The organism is Vulcanococcus sp. DEBay_Sum29NL08_54, from assembly GCF_017859255.1.
Taxonomy (GTDB): domain Bacteria; phylum Cyanobacteriota; class Cyanobacteriia; order PCC-6307; family Cyanobiaceae; genus Vulcanococcus.
The window spans coordinates 39,744-54,996 of sequence record NZ_JAFMNJ010000005.1; the positions used below are offsets into that span (position 1 = coordinate 39,744).

Genomic DNA, 15,253 nt, shown 5'->3' on the forward strand with positions numbered 1-15,253 from the left:
ACTGTTGCAGGCCTAGGGCTCCTGGGCGGCGACCTCGAGGGTTAGGAAATCCTTCGCCAGCAGCGTGTTGGGGAAGATCGCCTGGGCCTCCGCCAAGAGGTCATCTGGGGTGACGGGATTGCCGGGCACGTAGCGCGGGCTGAGGTGGGTCAGGGCGAGCTGCTTGACCCCAGCCGCCAGGGCGGTTTGGGCGGCCATGGTGCTGGTGGAGTGCTGTTTGGCGAAGGCCATTTCGGCCTCGGCATGGGCGAAGGTGCTCTCGTGGATCAGCAGGTCGGCGCCGGCGGCCAGCTCCACGGCCGCTTCGCTGAAGACGGTGTCGGTGCAGTAGACGACGCTGCAACCCGGACGGTCGGGGCCGCAGAGGGCTTCCCCGTTGATGATCCGGCCGTCCTCCAGGGTGACGCTGCGGCCGGCCTTGAGCTCGGCGTAGATCGGCCCAGGGGGGATTCCCAGGGCTTTGGCCTGTTCCACGTCAAAGCGTCCAGGGCGGGGCTTCTGCTCCACCCGGTAGGCGAAGGCCGGCACCCGGTGGATCAGCGCGGTGCAGCGCACGGTGATGTCGTCGTCATCCAGCAGCAGCGCTCCAGTGCGGGCTGCCTCTTTGACCCGATGGCTGCGCAGGGGATAGCCAATGCGCATGGAGGAGGTGCGCATCACCCCCTCGAGGTAGTCCCGCAGGGGATCCGGTCCGTAGAGGTCGATGCCGTTGCAGGTCCCGGCCAGCCCGAGGCTGGCCAGCAGGCCCGGCAGGCCAAAGGTGTGGTCGCCGTGCATGTGGGTGATGAACACCCGACGCAGCTGGCTGACCCGCAGCTCACTGCGCAGGAACTGATGCTGGGTGCCCTCGCCGCAATCAAACAGCCAGATCTCCGCCCGCTGCGGCAGGCGCAGGGCCACCGCTGACACATTGCGGGCTCGCGTAGGGACTCCCGAGCTGGTGCCGAGGAAGGTGACCTGCACGGCCGGTGTTCTCCCCGGTCTCTCTGGATTGATCGTGCCACGGCGGGGCTGGCAGGGCTCGCCCGGGCTGGTCACAATGGCCTGCCTTTCCCCTTGGGGTCGATGCCGCGGCGCACCCATCCCCAACTCGCCGCCCTGGTTGCGGGGATCTGCATGGCGATGGCCGTGGCCCCATTGCGCGCGGCGGAGCCCTGGTTGCGGGTGTTGGTGCTGGAGGCCCCCAGCCTGCGCCTTAGGGCCGCTTCACCCTCGGGTGGCCTGCGGGTCCTGGATGAGCGCGGTCAGCAGCTGGGACTGGAGCCGTCCGGGGCTGAGCTGCGTTTTGAGGCGCAGCGCCAGCAGAAGGAGCTGTGGTTCGAGGCGGTGCCTGAAGCCCAGGGGCCGGATCGTGATCCAGGCCTCTGGCTTGGAGCGCGTCACTACCGCGGCCGCCTGCAGCTGCGGCGTCAGGGGGGCCAGCTGCAGGTGGTCAACCACGTGCCCGTGGAGACCTATCTCCCCAGCGTGGTCGGCAGTGAGATGCCAGCCAGTTGGCCCGAGGCGGCCCTGAAGGCCCAGGCGGTGGCAGCCCGCACCTACGCCCTGAAGGCGCGCAAGCCGGCTGCGGCCTTCGACCTCAAGGCCACCGTGGCCAGCCAGGTCTACAAGGGGGTGGAGGCGGAAACCGCCAGCACCTGGGGGGCGGTCAACCAGACCCGCGGTCTGGTCCTGACCTTTGGCGACGCCCTGATTGATGCGGTCTTCCACAGCAGCAGCGGTGGAGCAACCGAGAGCAGCGGGGACCTCTGGACCCGCCATCTGCCCTATCTGGTCAGTGTCCCCGACTTCGACCATGCCTCGCCGGTGCACCAGTGGAGCAAGCCCCTCGATGGGCCCCTGTTGCGCCGGGCGTTCCCCGAGCTCGATCAGGTCCTGGCGATTGAGGTCCTGTCCAGAACGCCCACCGGCCGGGTCAAGCAGGCGCGTGCGGTCGGTCGCGGCGGCCAGCAGGTGCTGCTGAGCGGTGCCCAACTCCGGAGCCGCCTGGGCCTGCGCAGCACCTGGGTTCGCTTTGAGTTGGCCCCGACCAAGACCTCCAGCGTTGAGCCGTTCGGCTTGACGGCCAGTCATGCCCCCCTGGGTTGGCCGGCACCACCGCCGCCGCTGCCGGCCTTCTCCCTGCCCCAGGCCCGTCCACTGCCGGGGGCGGCTGTTCAGCTGGTGGCCGTCGGCCGCGGCTATGGCCACGGCATCGGCATGAGCCAGTGGGGGGCCCTGGCTTTGGCCCAGCGGGGCGAGAGTTTTGAGGCGATCCTGCGCCACTACTACCGCGGCGTGCAGCTGGAGTCCTATGGGGCCCTGGCGCAACGGGCCAGACCTCAGCCAGGCTTAAAGCCGGAGGCATGGCAGGCGATGGCCCCCCGTTTGTGAGCACTCAGCTGATGACCCTGACGCGGGCTGCCGATGGCGGCGCCGTGGCGGAGTTGGTGGCTAGTCGTCTGCTGGAGGCACTGCGCTCCGGGGGCAACCTGGGCCTGGCCACGGGCCGGACGATGCGGCCGGTCTACGGCGCCTTGGTGCGGCAGTGGCGCCAGTTACCCGCCGAGGAGCGTCAGCGGCTCCTGGCGGGATGGTGCAGCTTCAACCTCGATGAATACGTCGGCCTGGGTGCGCAGGACCCGCGCTCCTTTGCCGCGTTTATGCAGGCTCAGCTGGGGGCACCGCTGCAGCTCCCCCCTGGTGCCCTGCGGATTCCCAATGGTCTGGCGGCTGATCCGCAGCAGGAGGCCCGGCGATACCGCCAGGAGCTCCAGGGGGCCGGGGGCATTGGGCTGCAACTGCTGGGCCTCGGCAGCAATGGTCATGTGGGCTTCAACGAGCCCCCCTGCGGCCCAGAGCAGCCCTGCCGGGCCTTGGCCTTGAGCCAGGCCACCCGGGAGCAGAACGCCGCGGACTTCGGCGGAGACCCGGCATCCGTCCCCGATCAAGCCATCACCCTGGGGACGGCTGAGATCCTCGGGGCCCGTTCCCTGCTGTTGGTGGTGACCGGCGCGGCCAAGGCCGAGATCCTGCGGCGCTCCCTGCAGGAGCCGCCCTGCGAGCAGGTTCCCGCCAGTTGGTTGCAGCGCCATCCCCAGTTGGAGGTGGTGGCGGACCCGGAGGCGGCCTCTGCCCTCAGCTGAGGGCGGCGTCCATCAGGGCTTCGTCCGCCTCCAGGTTGGAGGTGACCGTCCGTACGTCGTCCAGCTCTTCGAGGGCATCGAGCAGCTTCAGGCAGCCGGCGAGGGTCTCGGGATCCTCCAGCTGGCAGGGGGTTTGGGCAATCCAACGGTGCTCCCAGCCGCTCACGGGCAGGCCGGCACTGCGCAGGCTGTCCTGCAGCGATTCCAGTTGTTCAAAGGCGCCGAGGATGTCTGCGCCGTCGGCATCGATCTCGTAGCTCAGCACCGGCTCCTCAAGGTTGAGCAGCTGCTCCAGCAGGACCTCGTCCTGCAGGCCGGCTTGGCTGAGGCGCACGACGCTGCGGTGCTCGAAGAGGTACCCGACGCAGCCGGTCTCCCCGAGGTTGCCGCCGTTTTTGTTGAAGGCCAGCCGAATCTCCGCCGCCGAGCGGTTGCGGTTGTCCGTGAGCGATTCGATCAGCACCGCCACGCCCCCGGGCCCATAGCCCTCGTAGCGCACCTCTTCAAATTGATCGGCCCCGCTTCCCCCCTGCCCGGAGCCCTTGGCGATGGCCCGCTCGATGTTGGCGTTGGGCACCCGCGCCGCCTTGGCCTTCTCAATGGCGGTGCGCAGTTGGAAATTGCCCGCGGGGTCTGCGCCGGCCCGGGCCGCCACCATGATTTCCCGTCCCAGCCGCGTGAAGACCGCTCCGCGCTTGGCATCCACCACGGCCTTGGTGCGTTTGATTTGGGCCCATCGGCTGTGGCCGGCCATGCGTGATTTCCGAGTGAACTAGCCCGCGGCGTCGAGCACGAGCTTGGGTTGGAGTTGCCCAGGGGAGGCGACCCGGGCCATGCCCGCCAGGTTGCCATCTGGATTCACGACCACAACGGCGTCCTCGAGTGCCCAACTGGGGTCACAGTCCTGCAGGCGCCCGCAGCGCCAGCCCGCGAGCCCCTCCTCGTCCAGCCGGTGTTGGGGGAGGTGGCGCAGGACCTCCAGGGGGTTGAGCAGTGCGGGAGGTTCCCCCTCCAGTTGCTCCAGGGTGACGCTTTGCGCCAGGTCAAAGCCCAGGGCTTGGGTCCGCCGCAGGCGCGCCAGGCTGCCACCGCAGCCCAGGGCCTCGCCGAGGTCTCGGGCCAGGGAGCGGATGTAGGTGCCAGAGCTGCAGTGCACCTCCAGGTCGATCTGCCCTTGGGTTGGATCCCAGCCCAGCAGCTCCAAGCGGTGAATCGTCACCGGGCGGGGAGGCAGCTCAGGGCACTGGCCGGCGCGGGCCAATTTGTAGGCGCGCTCTCCATTGACGTGGACCGCTGAGACCGCCGGAGGTCGCTGTTGAATCGCCCCGCGAAATGGGGCGAGCGCCTCGCCGATGGCCTCTGGGCTGAGGTTGGGCAGGGGGCGCTGCTCCAGGACCTGGCCCTCCAGGTCATCGCTGTCGGTTGTGACCCCCAGTTGGATGACCCCCCGATAGGTCTTGTCGCTCTCCAGATAGGGGAGCAGCCGGGTGGCGGGCCCCAGGGCAATGGGCAGCACGCCGGTGACCGCGGGATCCAACGTTCCTCCATGCCCCACCCGTTTGAGCCCGTAGGCCCTGCGAATCCTTGAGACACAGCTGTGGGAGCTCATCCCTGCGGGCTTGTCCAGTACGAGAAAGCCGCAGGTCAACGCTGGATTGAGGCGAGCACGCCGCAATGGTGCCACCGTGTGGCACAGCTGATGCCCCCCAATGCCCGTGGATGAGGCGCTGCAACAGCGCCGGGAGCTGGCCTTTCTCGTCCTCTCGGGTCTGTTCCTTGGAACGATGGGGATGTTGAACATCCTTGGCCTGACCCGCTTCCTGCAGCTCGGTCAGATCGGCTCATGGCCGGTGGTGGTGGCGGTTGGAGCCCTCCCCTATCCGGTGACCTTCCTCTGCACGGACCTGATCAGTGAGATCTGGGGCGAGCAGCGGGCCAATCAGTTGGTCTGGGTGGGCTTGCTGTTGAACGGTTGGATCGTCCTGGTGCTCTGGCTCGGCGGTGTGTTGCCGGGTCTGCCGGGGGCGCCGGAGGAGACGTTTTTTGCCGTTCAGGGCTTGGCCTTTGGCGCGATCGGAGCGTCAATGGCGGCCTACATGGCGGCCCAGTTCACCGATGTCCGCCTGTTTCATTTCTGGAAGCGGCGCACCGGTGGTCGGGCGCTTTGGTTGCGCAACAACGGCTCGACCCTGGTCAGCCAGTTGGTGGATACGACGGCGGTGGTGCTGATCAGCCACTACGCCGCCCACGTCCTTCCGGTGCGCGCGGATCTTCCGGTGGCGCCTCAACTGCTGAGCTTCATTGCCAGTGGCTACCTGTTCAAGGCCCTGGCGGCCTTACTGGACACCCTGCCCTTCTATTGGCTGACGGCCTGGCTGCGCCGCTGGTTGATGGTTCCCGGGGCTGGGGCGGAGTTGGGACCTGAGCAGCGACCTCTACGGTGATCAGCCATGACCGTCACCGCCGCTCTCTCCCTCGATCACTTTCTCTCCGGGGGATTTGATCTACGCCAGCATCTGGCGTCCCATCTCCAGCTCACGGCAGCGGAGCTGGAGCAGCAGTTGCCGATGGCGACCGAGGCCCTGGCCGCTGCCCACCCTGGGGCCTTTGATCCCGAGCAGGCGGGGAGCTTCTACGAGAACGAGGTGGGCCATGCCCATCTGCTGGAGCTCGCGGCTTGGCACCTGAGCAGTGCGGATTACATCGCGGACACCCTGCGCTTGCAGGCCATGTTTGCCAAGGGGCAGGTCCTCGACTTCGGCGGCGGGATTGGCACCCATGCCCTGGCGGCGGCGGCCCTGCCTGAGGTCGAGTCGGTCTGGTTCGTCGACCTCAACCCCGCCAATCGCGCTTTCGTGACGGAGCGGGCGGAGCGCTTTGGCTTGGCCCACAAGCTGCGTTGTTTCCGCGACCTCGGCGACGCCGCCCTGCCCGAGCGGTTTGACACGGTGGTGTGCCTGGACGTCCTTGAGCACCTCAACGATCCCTCGGCGCAGCTCGAGCAGTTCGCTCAGCGGATGGGGCCGGAGGCGATCGCCCTCCTGAATTGGTATTTCTTCCAGGGGTTCAACGGCGAGTATCCCTTCCACTTCGATGATCCGGCCCTGGTGGAGCGCTTCTTCCGCACCCTCCAGGCCCGCTTCCTGGAGGTGTTCCATCCCTATCTGATCACCACCCGCGCCTACCGCCTGGCCTGAGGCCCGGCCACAAAAAAGCCGGCACCTGGGTGCCGGCTCAATCAACCGTGGTGCTGGGCTTCAGCCGAGGGCCACGTTGATGCGCTTGCGGGTGCGCAGACCGCGCTTGATGGTGTCGAAGCTGACCACACCGTCGACCAGGGCGAAGAGGGTGTCGTCAGCACCGCGGCCGACGTTGTTGCCGGGGAGCACAGAGGTGCCGCGCTGGCGGATCAGGATCGAACCGGCGCTGACGGATTCACCGCCGTAGCGCTTCACGCCAAGACGCTTGGCGTTGGAGTCGCGGCCGTTACGGGTGGAGCCGGTGCCTTTCTTGTGGGCCATGGGGGAGGAAGCTCAGGAGTTCAGGAGAAGGATCTGGAGGTTCAGGCCAGTGCTTTGCCGCCGACGCTGATGGACTTGACCATCACGCGGGTGAGCTCCTGACGGTGACCGTTCTTACGGCGGGTCTTCTTCTTAGGGCGCATCTTGTAGACGATGACCTTCTGGCCGCGGCGGTGAGCCATCACCTGCAGCTCAACGGTGGCCCCTTTGACGTAGGGCTGACCCACGTTGGCGGCCTTGCCGTCGTTCACCAGCAGCACGTTCTCGAGGGTGAGGGTGCTGTCGACCTCGGCGTGGATCCGGTTGAGGTCGTAGTAGCGGTTGGGCTGAACCCAGACCTGGGTACCCGAGGTCTCAACGATGGCGTAGGGGCCGGTTTGCGAATCAGTACTCATGACAGAAGGGGCGTGGTCAGGCTGACGGAAGGACGCCGTCATTGCGGCCTGCCACGGCAATTGGAAGACAAACAACGAGTTTCACCGCTCGAGGGCACTCCCGTCAACACTGAGGTCACTTGCCAGGGCTCCAACTCAGGGCCATGACCCAGCCGGCGCTCACTATTGCTTCGCTGTTGTCGGACCCTCGTCTGGTCAAGGCTGCCACCAGCTGGCTGAAGGGTGAGCGCTACTGCCTGGAGGACCTGGGCTCCCTTCCCGATCCGATCGCTGAATTGCTGCAGCGGCGGGATGCCTTTGATGTGGTGCTGCTGCAGCAGGGTGTCACGCCCCCAGAGGCCCTCCAAGGGTTGCGTCAGCAAGGGGTGCTTCTGCCGGCGGTTGTGGTGGGGGAAGTCAACGGCCGCGTCGATTATCACGAGGCGGAGGTGCATCTGCCCCAGGACCAGCTTGAGCAGGTTGTCTACAGCCTGGATGCTGCGGTTTCGCGCTTCCTGCGCAAGGGACTGTCTGCCCAATCGGAGTCGGGCAGTGAGTCGGCCTCGACACCGCTGTCCTGGCGGCTACCCAATCGACTTCAGGGGCGCCTGGGCTACCTGGGGGTCTTCTACAAGCGGGATCCGTCCCTGTTTTTGCGCAATCTCCCGGAGCCTGACCACGGCGAGTTGCGCCAGTCGTTGCAGCGGGGCTACCGCGACATCCTGATCAGTTACTTCAAGGATCCTGCGGCGGCCAACCAGGCGATCGAGAGCTTTGTCCACAGCGCCTTCTTTTGCGATCTCCCGGTCAACAGCGTTGTTGAGATCCACGTGGATCTGATGGATTCCTTCTGGAAGCAACTGCGGCTTGAAGGCCATAAAAACGATTTTCTTCAGGATTACCGCCTTGCGCTTTTGGATGTGATGGCCCATTTGTGTGAGATGTACCGGCGTTCCATTCCCCCGGATCTCCCCTTGGCGGAACCACCGCCTGGTGAGGCCGTTGGTTAGTTCTTACTCGTTCCATTTGTCTTAAGGAGGTGATTCCGATGAGTCCACGCAAGACCTACATCCTGAAGCTCTATGTGGCGGGAAACACGCCCAACTCGATGCGCGCATTGAAGACCCTGCGGAATATCCTTGATACGGAATTTCAGGGTGTGTACGCCCTGAAAGTGATTGATGTTCTGAAGAACCCTCAGCTCGCTGAAGAAGACAAGATCCTGGCGACGCCCACCCTCGCCAAGATCCTCCCGCCACCGGTGCGTCGAATCATTGGTGATCTCTCAGACCGGGAGAGGGTTTTGATTGGTTTGGATCTCTTGTTTGAGGAGCTCAGCGATGAGGCCTTGTCCGAGTCCTTGTTGGACCAGGATGCGGTGGGTGATCTTGTGTGAAAACCAACGTTTCCTTCACAAGAGTGGCTGCCATAGCCATGAAAACGAACTAGATTTCTGACAGGACCATCCTCCCCATGCAGGACCCCAGCCCACAGTCCAATCATCTCGCCTCGGTCCAGAAGCTGCCGACGGGGATTGAGGGGTTTGACGACGTTTGCCAGGGCGGTCTCCCCATTGGGCGCTCCACCCTGATCAGTGGGACATCGGGCACGGGTAAAACCGTGTTCTCGCTGAACTTTCTCTACAACGGAATTCGTCAGTTTGACGAGCCCGGGATTTTCGTCACCTTTGAAGAGTCGCCGCTCGATATTCTCCGCAATGCGGCCAGCTTTGGCTGGAATCTCCAGGAAATGGTGGAGCAGGACAAGCTGTTCCTGTTGGATGCTTCCCCTGATCCGGAAGGGCAAGATGTCGCTGGCAGCTTCGATCTGTCAGGTCTGATCGAGCGAATTAACTACGCGATCCGTAAGTACAAGGCTCGGCGTGTGGCGATCGATTCGATCACGGCCGTTTTTCAGCAGTACGACGCGGTCTCGGTCGTGCGCCGGGAGATCTTCCGCTTGATTGCCCGCCTGAAGGAGATCGGCGTCACCACGGTGATGACCACCGAGCGGATTGATGAATACGGTCCCATCGCCCGCTACGGGGTGGAGGAATTCGTCAGCGACAACGTGGTGATCCTCCGCAATGTCTTGGAGGGGGAGCGCCGCAGGCGGACGGTGGAAATCCTGAAGTTGCGCGGTACCACCCACATGAAAGGGGAGTTCCCCTTCACCATGGGCTCCCACGGCATCAGCATCTTCCCGCTGGGGGCCATGCGCCTGACCCAGCGCAGCTCCAATGTCCGCGTGAGCTCGGGTGTCCCCCGTCTCGATGAGATGTGCGGCGGCGGCTTCTTCAAGGATTCGATCATCCTGGCCACCGGTGCGACAGGGACGGGTAAGACCCTGCTGGTCAGCAAGTTTGTGGAGAACGCCTGCGCCAACAAGGAGCGGGCCATCCTCTTTGCCTATGAGGAATCCCGGGCCCAGCTGCTGCGCAATGCCACCAGTTGGGGGTTGGATTTCGAGGAGATGGAGCGCCAGGGGCTGCTCAAAATTATTTGTGCCTATCCCGAATCAACGGGCCTAGAGGATCACCTCCAAATCATCAAGACCGAAATCAGCCAGTTCAAGCCATCGCGGATGGCGATCGACTCCCTCTCGGCCCTGGCGCGGGGCGTGAGCCATAACGCCTTCCGCCAGTTTGTGATCGGCGTGACCGGTTACGCCAAGCAGGAAGAAATCGCGGGCTTCTTTACGAATACCTCCGAGGAATTCATGGGAAGTCACTCGATTACCGACTCCCATATCTCGACGATTACCGACACGATCCTGCTGCTTCAGTACGTCGAGATCCGTGGTGAGATGGCCCGCGCTCTGAACGTCTTCAAGATGCGTGGCTCGTGGCATGACAAGGGAATTCGTGAATACATCATTACGAGCAACGGCCCTGAAATTAAGGACTCCTTCTCCAACTTCGAGCGGATTATTAGTGGTGTGCCGCACCGCATTGACCACGATGAGCGCAGCGAGCTCTCACGCATCGTGAAGGGGGTTGGCGAGGGCCAGTTCTAGATCCCGTCACCCAAATTGCTGCTGCTTCGCCGTTCGGCCTGCAGGCGCAGTTCCGTGTCGTCAGCGTCTTCGAGGGGCAGGTCAAACCAGAAGGTGGTGCCCACATTGAGTTCGCTCACCATGCGAACGGTGGCCCCGTGCTTCTCCAGGATGCCCCGCACGATGGAAAGCCCCAGACCAGTTCCCACTTCGGTGTGAACAGCGTTCTCGACCCGGTAGAAGCGATCAAAGATCTTCTCCTGGTCTTCGCGGGAGATGCCTGAACCGGTATCGGAGATTTCCACCCGTAGCTTCGGCAGCGGCGCGGTCAGCTCGCAGGCGGGGTTGTCCGGGTTGGCCGCCGTGCTGGGGTCAATCCTGCAGATGTCAGGCCAGGGGTAGGCCCGCAGGCTCAGGCGGCCCCCGGCGGCGGTGAACTTCAGGCCGTTGCCCACCAGGTTGTCGAGCACCTGCAGCAGCAGGTCCCAGTTGCCGCGAACCCGGGGCAGCTCGTCGGTGACATGAAGGTCGAGCTCGACGCCTTTTTCCTTGGCGTTCAGCTTGTAATTGCGCAGGGTTTGCTCCATCGCCGGGCCCAGCTCCACCGCTTCCATCGACCAGGCCCGATCGCTCTCCAGTCGGGAGAGATCGAGGACGTCATTGACGAGGCGGGTGAGGCGGTCGGTCTCGGAGTTGGCGATCGCCAGAAAGTCCCTCCGGTCCTCCTCGCTGAGCTGCTCGCCCATGTCGTGGAGGGTCTCGACGTAGCTCTTGATGTTGAAGAGCGGCGTGCGCAGCTCATGGGAGACGTTGCTGATGAAACGGCTCTGGGCGGCGTTGAGTTCCACCTCGCGGGTGAGGTCTTGGACGGTGACGGCGATGCCCTTCAGGGTTTCGCCGCTGGCATCGCGCACGGACTGCAGAACGATGCGCAGGGTGCGCGGCGGTTCGCCAAAGCTGCAGCGCACATCGCTGCTCTCCTTGTCGTTCTCCAGCAGGCTCTCAAGGGGGGTCTGCAACTCGAGGTTCAGTCCCTCGGGCAGTTCGTCCATCAGCCGCGTGCCCTCCAGATTGCGGCCCTCCCAGCGGAACAGGCGCCTGGCGGTGGGGTTAACCAGCACCACCCGCCCTTCGGAATCCAGCAGCAAGGCCCCATCGGCCATGGTCGCGATCAGCGATTGCTGCTTCACCTGGGCGGCGGTGAGCTCTTCGATGTTGGCCTCGTTGTAGGCCTCGAGCTGGGAGGCCATGTCGTTGAAGCCGTCCAGCAGTTCCCCCAGTTCACCGCCAACGGGCAGGGCAATGCGCGCCTCGAAGTCGCCCCCTGCGATCGAGCGCACCCCCCGCAGCAGCTCCTTGACCGGCTGGGTGATGGTCAGGGCGTTGAAGACGGCCCCCAGGATCACCAAGATCCAGATCGAGATGAACACCGCCACCGTCACCTCGCGGCTCAGGGCGGCACTGGCCAGGGCGGCTTCGTTGGGGTTGATCCCCAGGGCCAGCACACCCATGTAGCGCCCATCGGCAACCAGGGGCACGAAGACATCGGTGACCTGACCATCGGGGGTCAGGTGTTGCCGGATCAGTGGGTTCTGCGGACGTTTGGAGAGTTCGGCGGGCAGTTCCAACTTGCGGCTGAGCAGCAGCTCACTGCTGCCGCTGGTGCCGCTGATGGGGATCCCCAGGTAGATGATCCCGTCGGGATCGGCGAAGAAGATGTAGCGAAGGCTGCGGCTGGATTTCCAGAAGCGTTCGGCGACGGCCGCCAGCTCCCGGTCGTTGCCCTGGGCCACCAGCGGAGTGACGTTGGCGGAGAGCAGCAGGCCCAGGTCGCGGGCAAAGCGGGTGTCGCTCATGCGCACATCCGCCTGGATGCCGTTGAGCGCAAAGAAGGTGATGGCCGTCATCACCAGGCTGACCACCAGGGTGGCGGCCGCCAGCAGCTTGGTTTGGAGGCTGAATTCCGCCCACCAGCGCACCAGGCTCTGCCACCAGCGGCGAGGGGCAAGCGGTGTGGAGCTGCTGGTCAAGGTGCTGGGATCGGCGGCGGAAGCTTAGTGGCTGCGGACCTGGTGGCCGATGTCGCGGCGATAGGTCATGCCTTCAAAGTGCACCTGCTGGAGGCCTTCGTAGGCCTTGGCGAAGGCGGCGTCAAAGTCGCCTGCTTGGGCCACCATCGCCAGCACCCGGCCCCCGTTGGTGTGGCAGACCCCGGCTTCATCCCGGCGAGTTCCGGCATGGAACAGCTGCAGATCGGCGCCGTTCTCCACGGAGCTCGAGATGGGGTCTCCCTTGCGGATCTCCCCGGGATAGCCCTGGGCTGCGGCAATCACGCAGGCACTGCACTGTTCGTGAATGGTCAGGGCTGGGGCGGTGTCGAGTTGGCCGGTGGCGCAGGCCAGAAGGACCGCCGCAAACTCCGGCCCCATCAGGGGCATCAGGGTCTCGCATTCGGGGTCCCCGAAACGGCAGTTGAACTCGATCACGCTCGGACCGGTTTCGGTGAGCATGAGGCCCGCGTAGATGACCCCCCGGTAGCTGATCCCCCGGGCCTGCAGGGCCGCCAGGGTGGGATCGAGCACGAGCCGTTTGACCTCCTCGAGACCGGCTTGATCCAGCAGTGGGGCCGGGGCATAGGCCCCCATGCCGCCGGTGTTGGGGCCCACATCCCCTTCGCCAATGCGTTTGTGGTCCTGGGCGGGGGGCAGCAGCACCATGCGCTGGCCGTCACTGAGGGCAAAGACCGAGACCTCGGGGCCGTGGGTGCGCTCCTCCAGCACCAGGGAGGCTTCGCCTCCAAACCGTCCAGCAAAGATCTCTTCAATGGCGGCGCGGGCTTCGTCCACGCTCTCGGCCACGGTCACCCCCTTGCCGGCGGCCAGTCCGTCAGCCTTCACCACCAGGGGCTTGCCCTGGGCGTCGAGGGCACGGAGGGCTTCCTCTTTGCTGTTGGCTTTCCAGTAGCCCGCCGTGGGGATGCCGGCCTCCACCATCAGCGCCTTGGCCCACTGTTTACTGGCCTCCAGCTGGGCGCCGTCCGCTCCAGGGCCGAAGACGGCAAAGCCAGCCTGGCGCAGGCGATCGCCGAGGCCCGCGGCCAGGGGGGCTTCGGGACCCACCACGACCAGGTCAATCGTTTCGTCTTGGCAGGTCTTCAGCAGGGCGTCCTGATCGCCCTCGCTGATGGCCAGCTGGATGCAGCCCTCGAGTTCAGCGGTGCCGCCGTTGCCTGGGGCCACCCAGACCTGCTTGACGCCAGCGCTGCGGGCCAGGGCCCAGGCCAGGGCGTTCTCCCGTCCGCCTCCTCCGACGACCAGCACGTGTTGCGGGGCAGCGGGCGCGGTCATGGAGGGCAGGAGGCGGGTGGTTCGTTCGGTGATCACAGCGGTGAGCTCCCCTAGGTTGTCCCCCAGAAGACCGCTGCCGGTGCCTTTCCTTCTTTACTCGCCGGTGGGGGCGCGCCGGCGGCAGCCGTGGGCTTGGGGCTTGGCGCTGCTTCCCTTGGTGCTGGCTGCGGCCCTGCCCGCCGAGGCCAAGTTGCCCTTCATTGGCGATCTGTTTCGCGGTCAGCCGAAGCCCAAGGTCCAGGGACCCTCGGCCCCAGAACTCGAAGGGAGCACCCCGGAAGCGGAGTTTCAGGAGCTACTGAAAACCGGGGACCTACGGGCCCTCAACCTGGCCTGCCAGGAGGCCGCCAGCTTTGACTTTGTGACCCGTTTGCAGCTGCTCCAGCAGCGGTTGTTGACCGTGGCCCCACCGCCCCAGCCCTTCCCGGTGGTGTTGGTGAATGCCAATGCTCTGCTCAGCTGCCGGGCCCCCGATGCGGCCCTGGAGGTGCTGAACCGCTTTGGTCCGGCTCCCGGTCTCGAGCGCGAGCAGTGGTTGGTGCAGCGCTGGCGCGCCGCCATGGCTGGTCTGCATCACGACTTGGCGGCGCGCCTGTTGGAGCAGTTGACCGCGGCTGATCCCGAGCGCCTGGAGACCCTGGCCCTTCCTGTCCGGGTGAATGAGGACGGCACCGTGCTGACGCGGCCTGCCCTGGATCTCTACGTCGAACACCTGATCGTTCTGGAGCGCCACCAGGAGGCGGCGGCGCTGCTCTTGGCCGGACGACGACCGGGTCAGGTGGCGGCGGAGCGCCTCAGCCAAGCGGTCGCTCTGCTTGCGCAACTTCCCTTGGCCGAACGCGATCAGCTGATGGAGCGCGCCCTGGATCAGGCGGCGGCGGCCCAGGCCTGGGGCCTGGCCATCGCCTTGCTGGAGCAGCAGCGCGTCTTGATCGAATCCGAGTCCGGCGCGGTGGCGGAGCGCTCCCGCGCCCGCCTGAGCCGTCTGAGCCAGCGCCTGGATGATGCCTACAGCGAGTGGGCGATCACCCGGCAAGATTCAGGACAAAGCGCCAGGGCCGACGCATTGCAGCAGCAGTTGCGTTCCCCCCGCGATCCCGGAGGCCACGCCGCACCGCAACCATGACCGCTTACACCCTCGGATCTCTCCTCTACGAAGGCAAGGCCAAGCGCGTCTTCCAGACCGATCAAACCGATTTGGTGGCGGTTGAGTACAAGGACGACGCCACCGCCTTCAACGCCCTCAAAAAGGCCCAGCTGGCGGGCAAGGGGTTGATGAACTGCCAGATCTCGGCGCGGCTGTTCGAGTTGCTCGAGCGGGAGGGGATCGCCACCCACTACCTCTCCCTGCAGGAACCCAACTGGATGTTGGTGAAGCCGGTTCAGATCGTTCCGGTGGAAGTGGTGGTGCGCAACATCGCCTTTGGCTCGCTGTGCAAACAGATGCCGATCGAGCCCGGCACCCCCTTGGATCCGCCGCTGCTGGATCTCTATTACAAGGACGACGCCTACGGCGATCCCCTGCTGACCGATGCGCGACTGGAGCGTCTGGGGGTGCTGACGGCACCCCAGCGCCAGGAATTGGAGCGTCTGGCCATGGCCGTCAACGCGGTGCTGCGTCGCTTTTTTGCCGAGATCGCCCTGGAGCTGGTGGACTTCAAGATCGAACTGGGTTTCACCACCGACGGCCAGCTGGTGGTGGCCGATGAAATCAGTCCCGATACCTGCCGTCTCTGGGACAGGAACGTCAGCGGCGATGCCCAGGAGCGGATCTTGGACAAAGATCGCTTCCGCCAGGATCTCGGCGGTGTGGTCGAGGCCTACGGGGAGGTTCTCAAACGGGTCCAAGCCGCCTGTCCAGAACCCCGCTGAGCCAAGTAGGTTCGGCGGAA

16 protein-coding genes are annotated in these 15,253 nt (G+C 65.3%); 9 read left to right on the top strand and 7 right to left on the bottom strand.

The window, feature by feature from the left end; genetic code table 11:
• Positions 1-12 precede the first annotated feature (12 nt).
• The gene (gene rnz / locus QZ186_RS02995; RefSeq protein ID WP_296415736.1) at positions 13-963 is read right to left on the bottom strand and encodes a ribonuclease Z; all 951 of its coding nucleotides are present in this window, start codon (positions 961-963) and stop codon (positions 13-15) included.
• Positions 964-1,065: 102 nt separating this feature from the next.
• Here rnz and QZ186_RS03000 point away from each other — a divergent pair, with 102 nt between their 5' ends.
• The gene (locus QZ186_RS03000; RefSeq protein ID WP_296415737.1) at positions 1,066-2,373 is read left to right on the top strand and encodes a SpoIID/LytB domain-containing protein; all 1,308 of its coding nucleotides are present in this window, start codon (positions 1,066-1,068) and stop codon (positions 2,371-2,373) included.
• 11 nt (positions 2,374-2,384) lie between these two features.
• On the top strand, positions 2,385-3,125 hold the full coding sequence (locus QZ186_RS03005; protein ID WP_296415738.1) for a glucosamine-6-phosphate deaminase: 741 nt from the start codon (positions 2,385-2,387) through the stop codon (positions 3,123-3,125).
• On the opposite strand, the gene QZ186_RS03010 is transcribed toward QZ186_RS03005, so the two are convergent.
• Both QZ186_RS03010 and truB read right to left on the bottom strand, forming a co-directional pair.
• Positions 3,118-3,879 carry a YebC/PmpR family DNA-binding transcriptional regulator gene (locus QZ186_RS03010; protein ID WP_296415739.1) on the bottom strand — a complete coding sequence of 254 codons (762 nt, stop codon included), beginning with the start codon at positions 3,877-3,879 and terminating at the stop codon, positions 3,118-3,120. The genes QZ186_RS03005 and QZ186_RS03010 overlap by 8 nt on opposite strands.
• Before the next feature lie 18 nt (positions 3,880-3,897).
• A complete protein-coding gene (gene truB / locus QZ186_RS03015) occupies positions 3,898-4,773 on the bottom strand; it encodes a tRNA pseudouridine(55) synthase TruB (protein ID WP_296415740.1) in 876 nt (291 codons plus the stop codon).
• Between the two features lie 61 nt (positions 4,774-4,834).
• Between truB and QZ186_RS03020 the strand changes: the two genes are divergently transcribed.
• Together QZ186_RS03020 and QZ186_RS03025 are read left to right on the top strand one after the other, a co-directional pair.
• A complete protein-coding gene (locus QZ186_RS03020) occupies positions 4,835-5,569 on the top strand; it encodes a queuosine precursor transporter (RefSeq protein WP_247477175.1) in 735 nt (244 codons plus the stop codon).
• Between the two features lie 6 nt (positions 5,570-5,575).
• Positions 5,576-6,322: a methyltransferase domain-containing protein gene (locus QZ186_RS03025; protein ID WP_010315414.1), complete on the top strand. Its 747-nt coding sequence runs from the start codon at positions 5,576-5,578 to the stop codon at positions 6,320-6,322.
• A 60-nt stretch (positions 6,323-6,382) separates the two neighbouring features.
• Here QZ186_RS03025 and rpmA read toward each other — a convergent pair whose 3' ends face one another.
• Positions 6,383-6,646 (bottom strand): 50S ribosomal protein L27, encoded by a 264-nt coding sequence (rpmA, locus tag QZ186_RS03030; RefSeq protein ID WP_010315415.1) that lies wholly within the window; start codon positions 6,644-6,646, stop codon positions 6,383-6,385.
• Positions 6,647-6,687: 41 nt separating this feature from the next.
• Positions 6,688-7,041, bottom strand: a complete 354-nt coding sequence (gene rplU, locus QZ186_RS03035) for a 50S ribosomal protein L21 (protein ID WP_010315416.1) — start codon at positions 7,039-7,041, stop codon at positions 6,688-6,690.
• 143 nt (positions 7,042-7,184) lie between these two features.
• On the opposite strand from rplU, the gene QZ186_RS03040 reads away from it, so the two are divergent.
• From QZ186_RS03040 to kaiC, 3 genes are all read left to right on the top strand, one after another.
• Positions 7,185-8,030: a circadian clock protein KaiA gene (locus QZ186_RS03040; protein WP_296415744.1), complete on the top strand. Its 846-nt coding sequence runs from the start codon at positions 7,185-7,187 to the stop codon at positions 8,028-8,030.
• Positions 8,031-8,068: 38 nt separating this feature from the next.
• Entirely contained in the window at positions 8,069-8,416 is a 348-nt protein-coding gene (gene kaiB / locus QZ186_RS03045) for a circadian clock protein KaiB (protein WP_010315420.1), read from the top strand.
• A gap of 77 nt (positions 8,417-8,493) precedes the next feature.
• Complete coding sequence (gene kaiC / locus QZ186_RS03050; protein WP_010315422.1) at positions 8,494-10,035, top strand: circadian clock protein KaiC; 1,542 nt, start codon at positions 8,494-8,496, stop codon at positions 10,033-10,035.
• On the opposite strand, the gene nblS is transcribed toward kaiC, so the two are convergent.
• The gene (gene nblS / locus QZ186_RS03055; RefSeq protein WP_296415746.1) at positions 10,032-12,044 is read right to left on the bottom strand and encodes a two-component system sensor histidine kinase NblS; all 2,013 of its coding nucleotides are present in this window, start codon (positions 12,042-12,044) and stop codon (positions 10,032-10,034) included. The two genes, kaiC and nblS, sit on opposite strands and share 4 nt — an antisense overlap.
• Positions 12,045-12,068: 24 nt before the next feature.
• Complete coding sequence (purD, locus tag QZ186_RS03060; protein WP_296415747.1) at positions 12,069-13,361, bottom strand: phosphoribosylamine--glycine ligase; 1,293 nt, start codon at positions 13,359-13,361, stop codon at positions 12,069-12,071.
• A 79-nt stretch (positions 13,362-13,440) separates the two neighbouring features.
• Between purD and QZ186_RS03065 the strand changes: the two genes are divergently transcribed.
• Entirely contained in the window at positions 13,441-14,487 is a 1,047-nt protein-coding gene (locus QZ186_RS03065; protein WP_296415749.1) for a hypothetical protein, read from the top strand.
• On the top strand, positions 14,484-15,233 hold the full coding sequence (purC, locus tag QZ186_RS03070) for a phosphoribosylaminoimidazolesuccinocarboxamide synthase (RefSeq protein WP_010315429.1): 750 nt from the start codon (positions 14,484-14,486) through the stop codon (positions 15,231-15,233). Before QZ186_RS03065 ends, purC begins: the two co-directional genes overlap by 4 nt.
• The last annotated feature ends 20 nt before the right edge of the window (positions 15,234-15,253 follow it).

Coding starts and splice junctions, on each gene's coding strand:
- QZ186_RS03000 (WP_296415737.1), top strand. CDS start 1,066: ATGCCGCGGCGCACCCATCCCCAACTCGCCGCCCTGGTTGCGGGGATC.
- QZ186_RS03005 (WP_296415738.1), top strand. CDS start 2,385: ATGACCCTGACGCGGGCTGCCGATGGCGGCGCCGTGGCGGAGTTGGTG.
- QZ186_RS03010 (WP_296415739.1), bottom strand. CDS start 3,879: ATGGCCGGCCACAGCCGATGGGCCCAAATCAAACGCACCAAGGCCGTG.
- QZ186_RS03020 (WP_247477175.1), top strand. CDS start 4,835: ATGCCCGTGGATGAGGCGCTGCAACAGCGCCGGGAGCTGGCCTTTCTC.
- QZ186_RS03025 (WP_010315414.1), top strand. CDS start 5,576: ATGACCGTCACCGCCGCTCTCTCCCTCGATCACTTTCTCTCCGGGGGA.
- rpmA (WP_010315415.1), bottom strand. CDS start 6,646: ATGGCCCACAAGAAAGGCACCGGCTCCACCCGTAACGGCCGCGACTCC.
- rplU (WP_010315416.1), bottom strand. CDS start 7,041: ATGAGTACTGATTCGCAAACCGGCCCCTACGCCATCGTTGAGACCTCG.
- QZ186_RS03040 (WP_296415744.1), top strand. CDS start 7,185: ATGACCCAGCCGGCGCTCACTATTGCTTCGCTGTTGTCGGACCCTCGT.
- kaiB (WP_010315420.1), top strand. CDS start 8,069: ATGAGTCCACGCAAGACCTACATCCTGAAGCTCTATGTGGCGGGAAAC.
- kaiC (WP_010315422.1), top strand. CDS start 8,494: ATGCAGGACCCCAGCCCACAGTCCAATCATCTCGCCTCGGTCCAGAAG.
- purD (WP_296415747.1), bottom strand. CDS start 13,361: ATGACCGCGCCCGCTGCCCCGCAACACGTGCTGGTCGTCGGAGGAGGC.
- purC (WP_010315429.1), top strand. CDS start 14,484: ATGACCGCTTACACCCTCGGATCTCTCCTCTACGAAGGCAAGGCCAAG.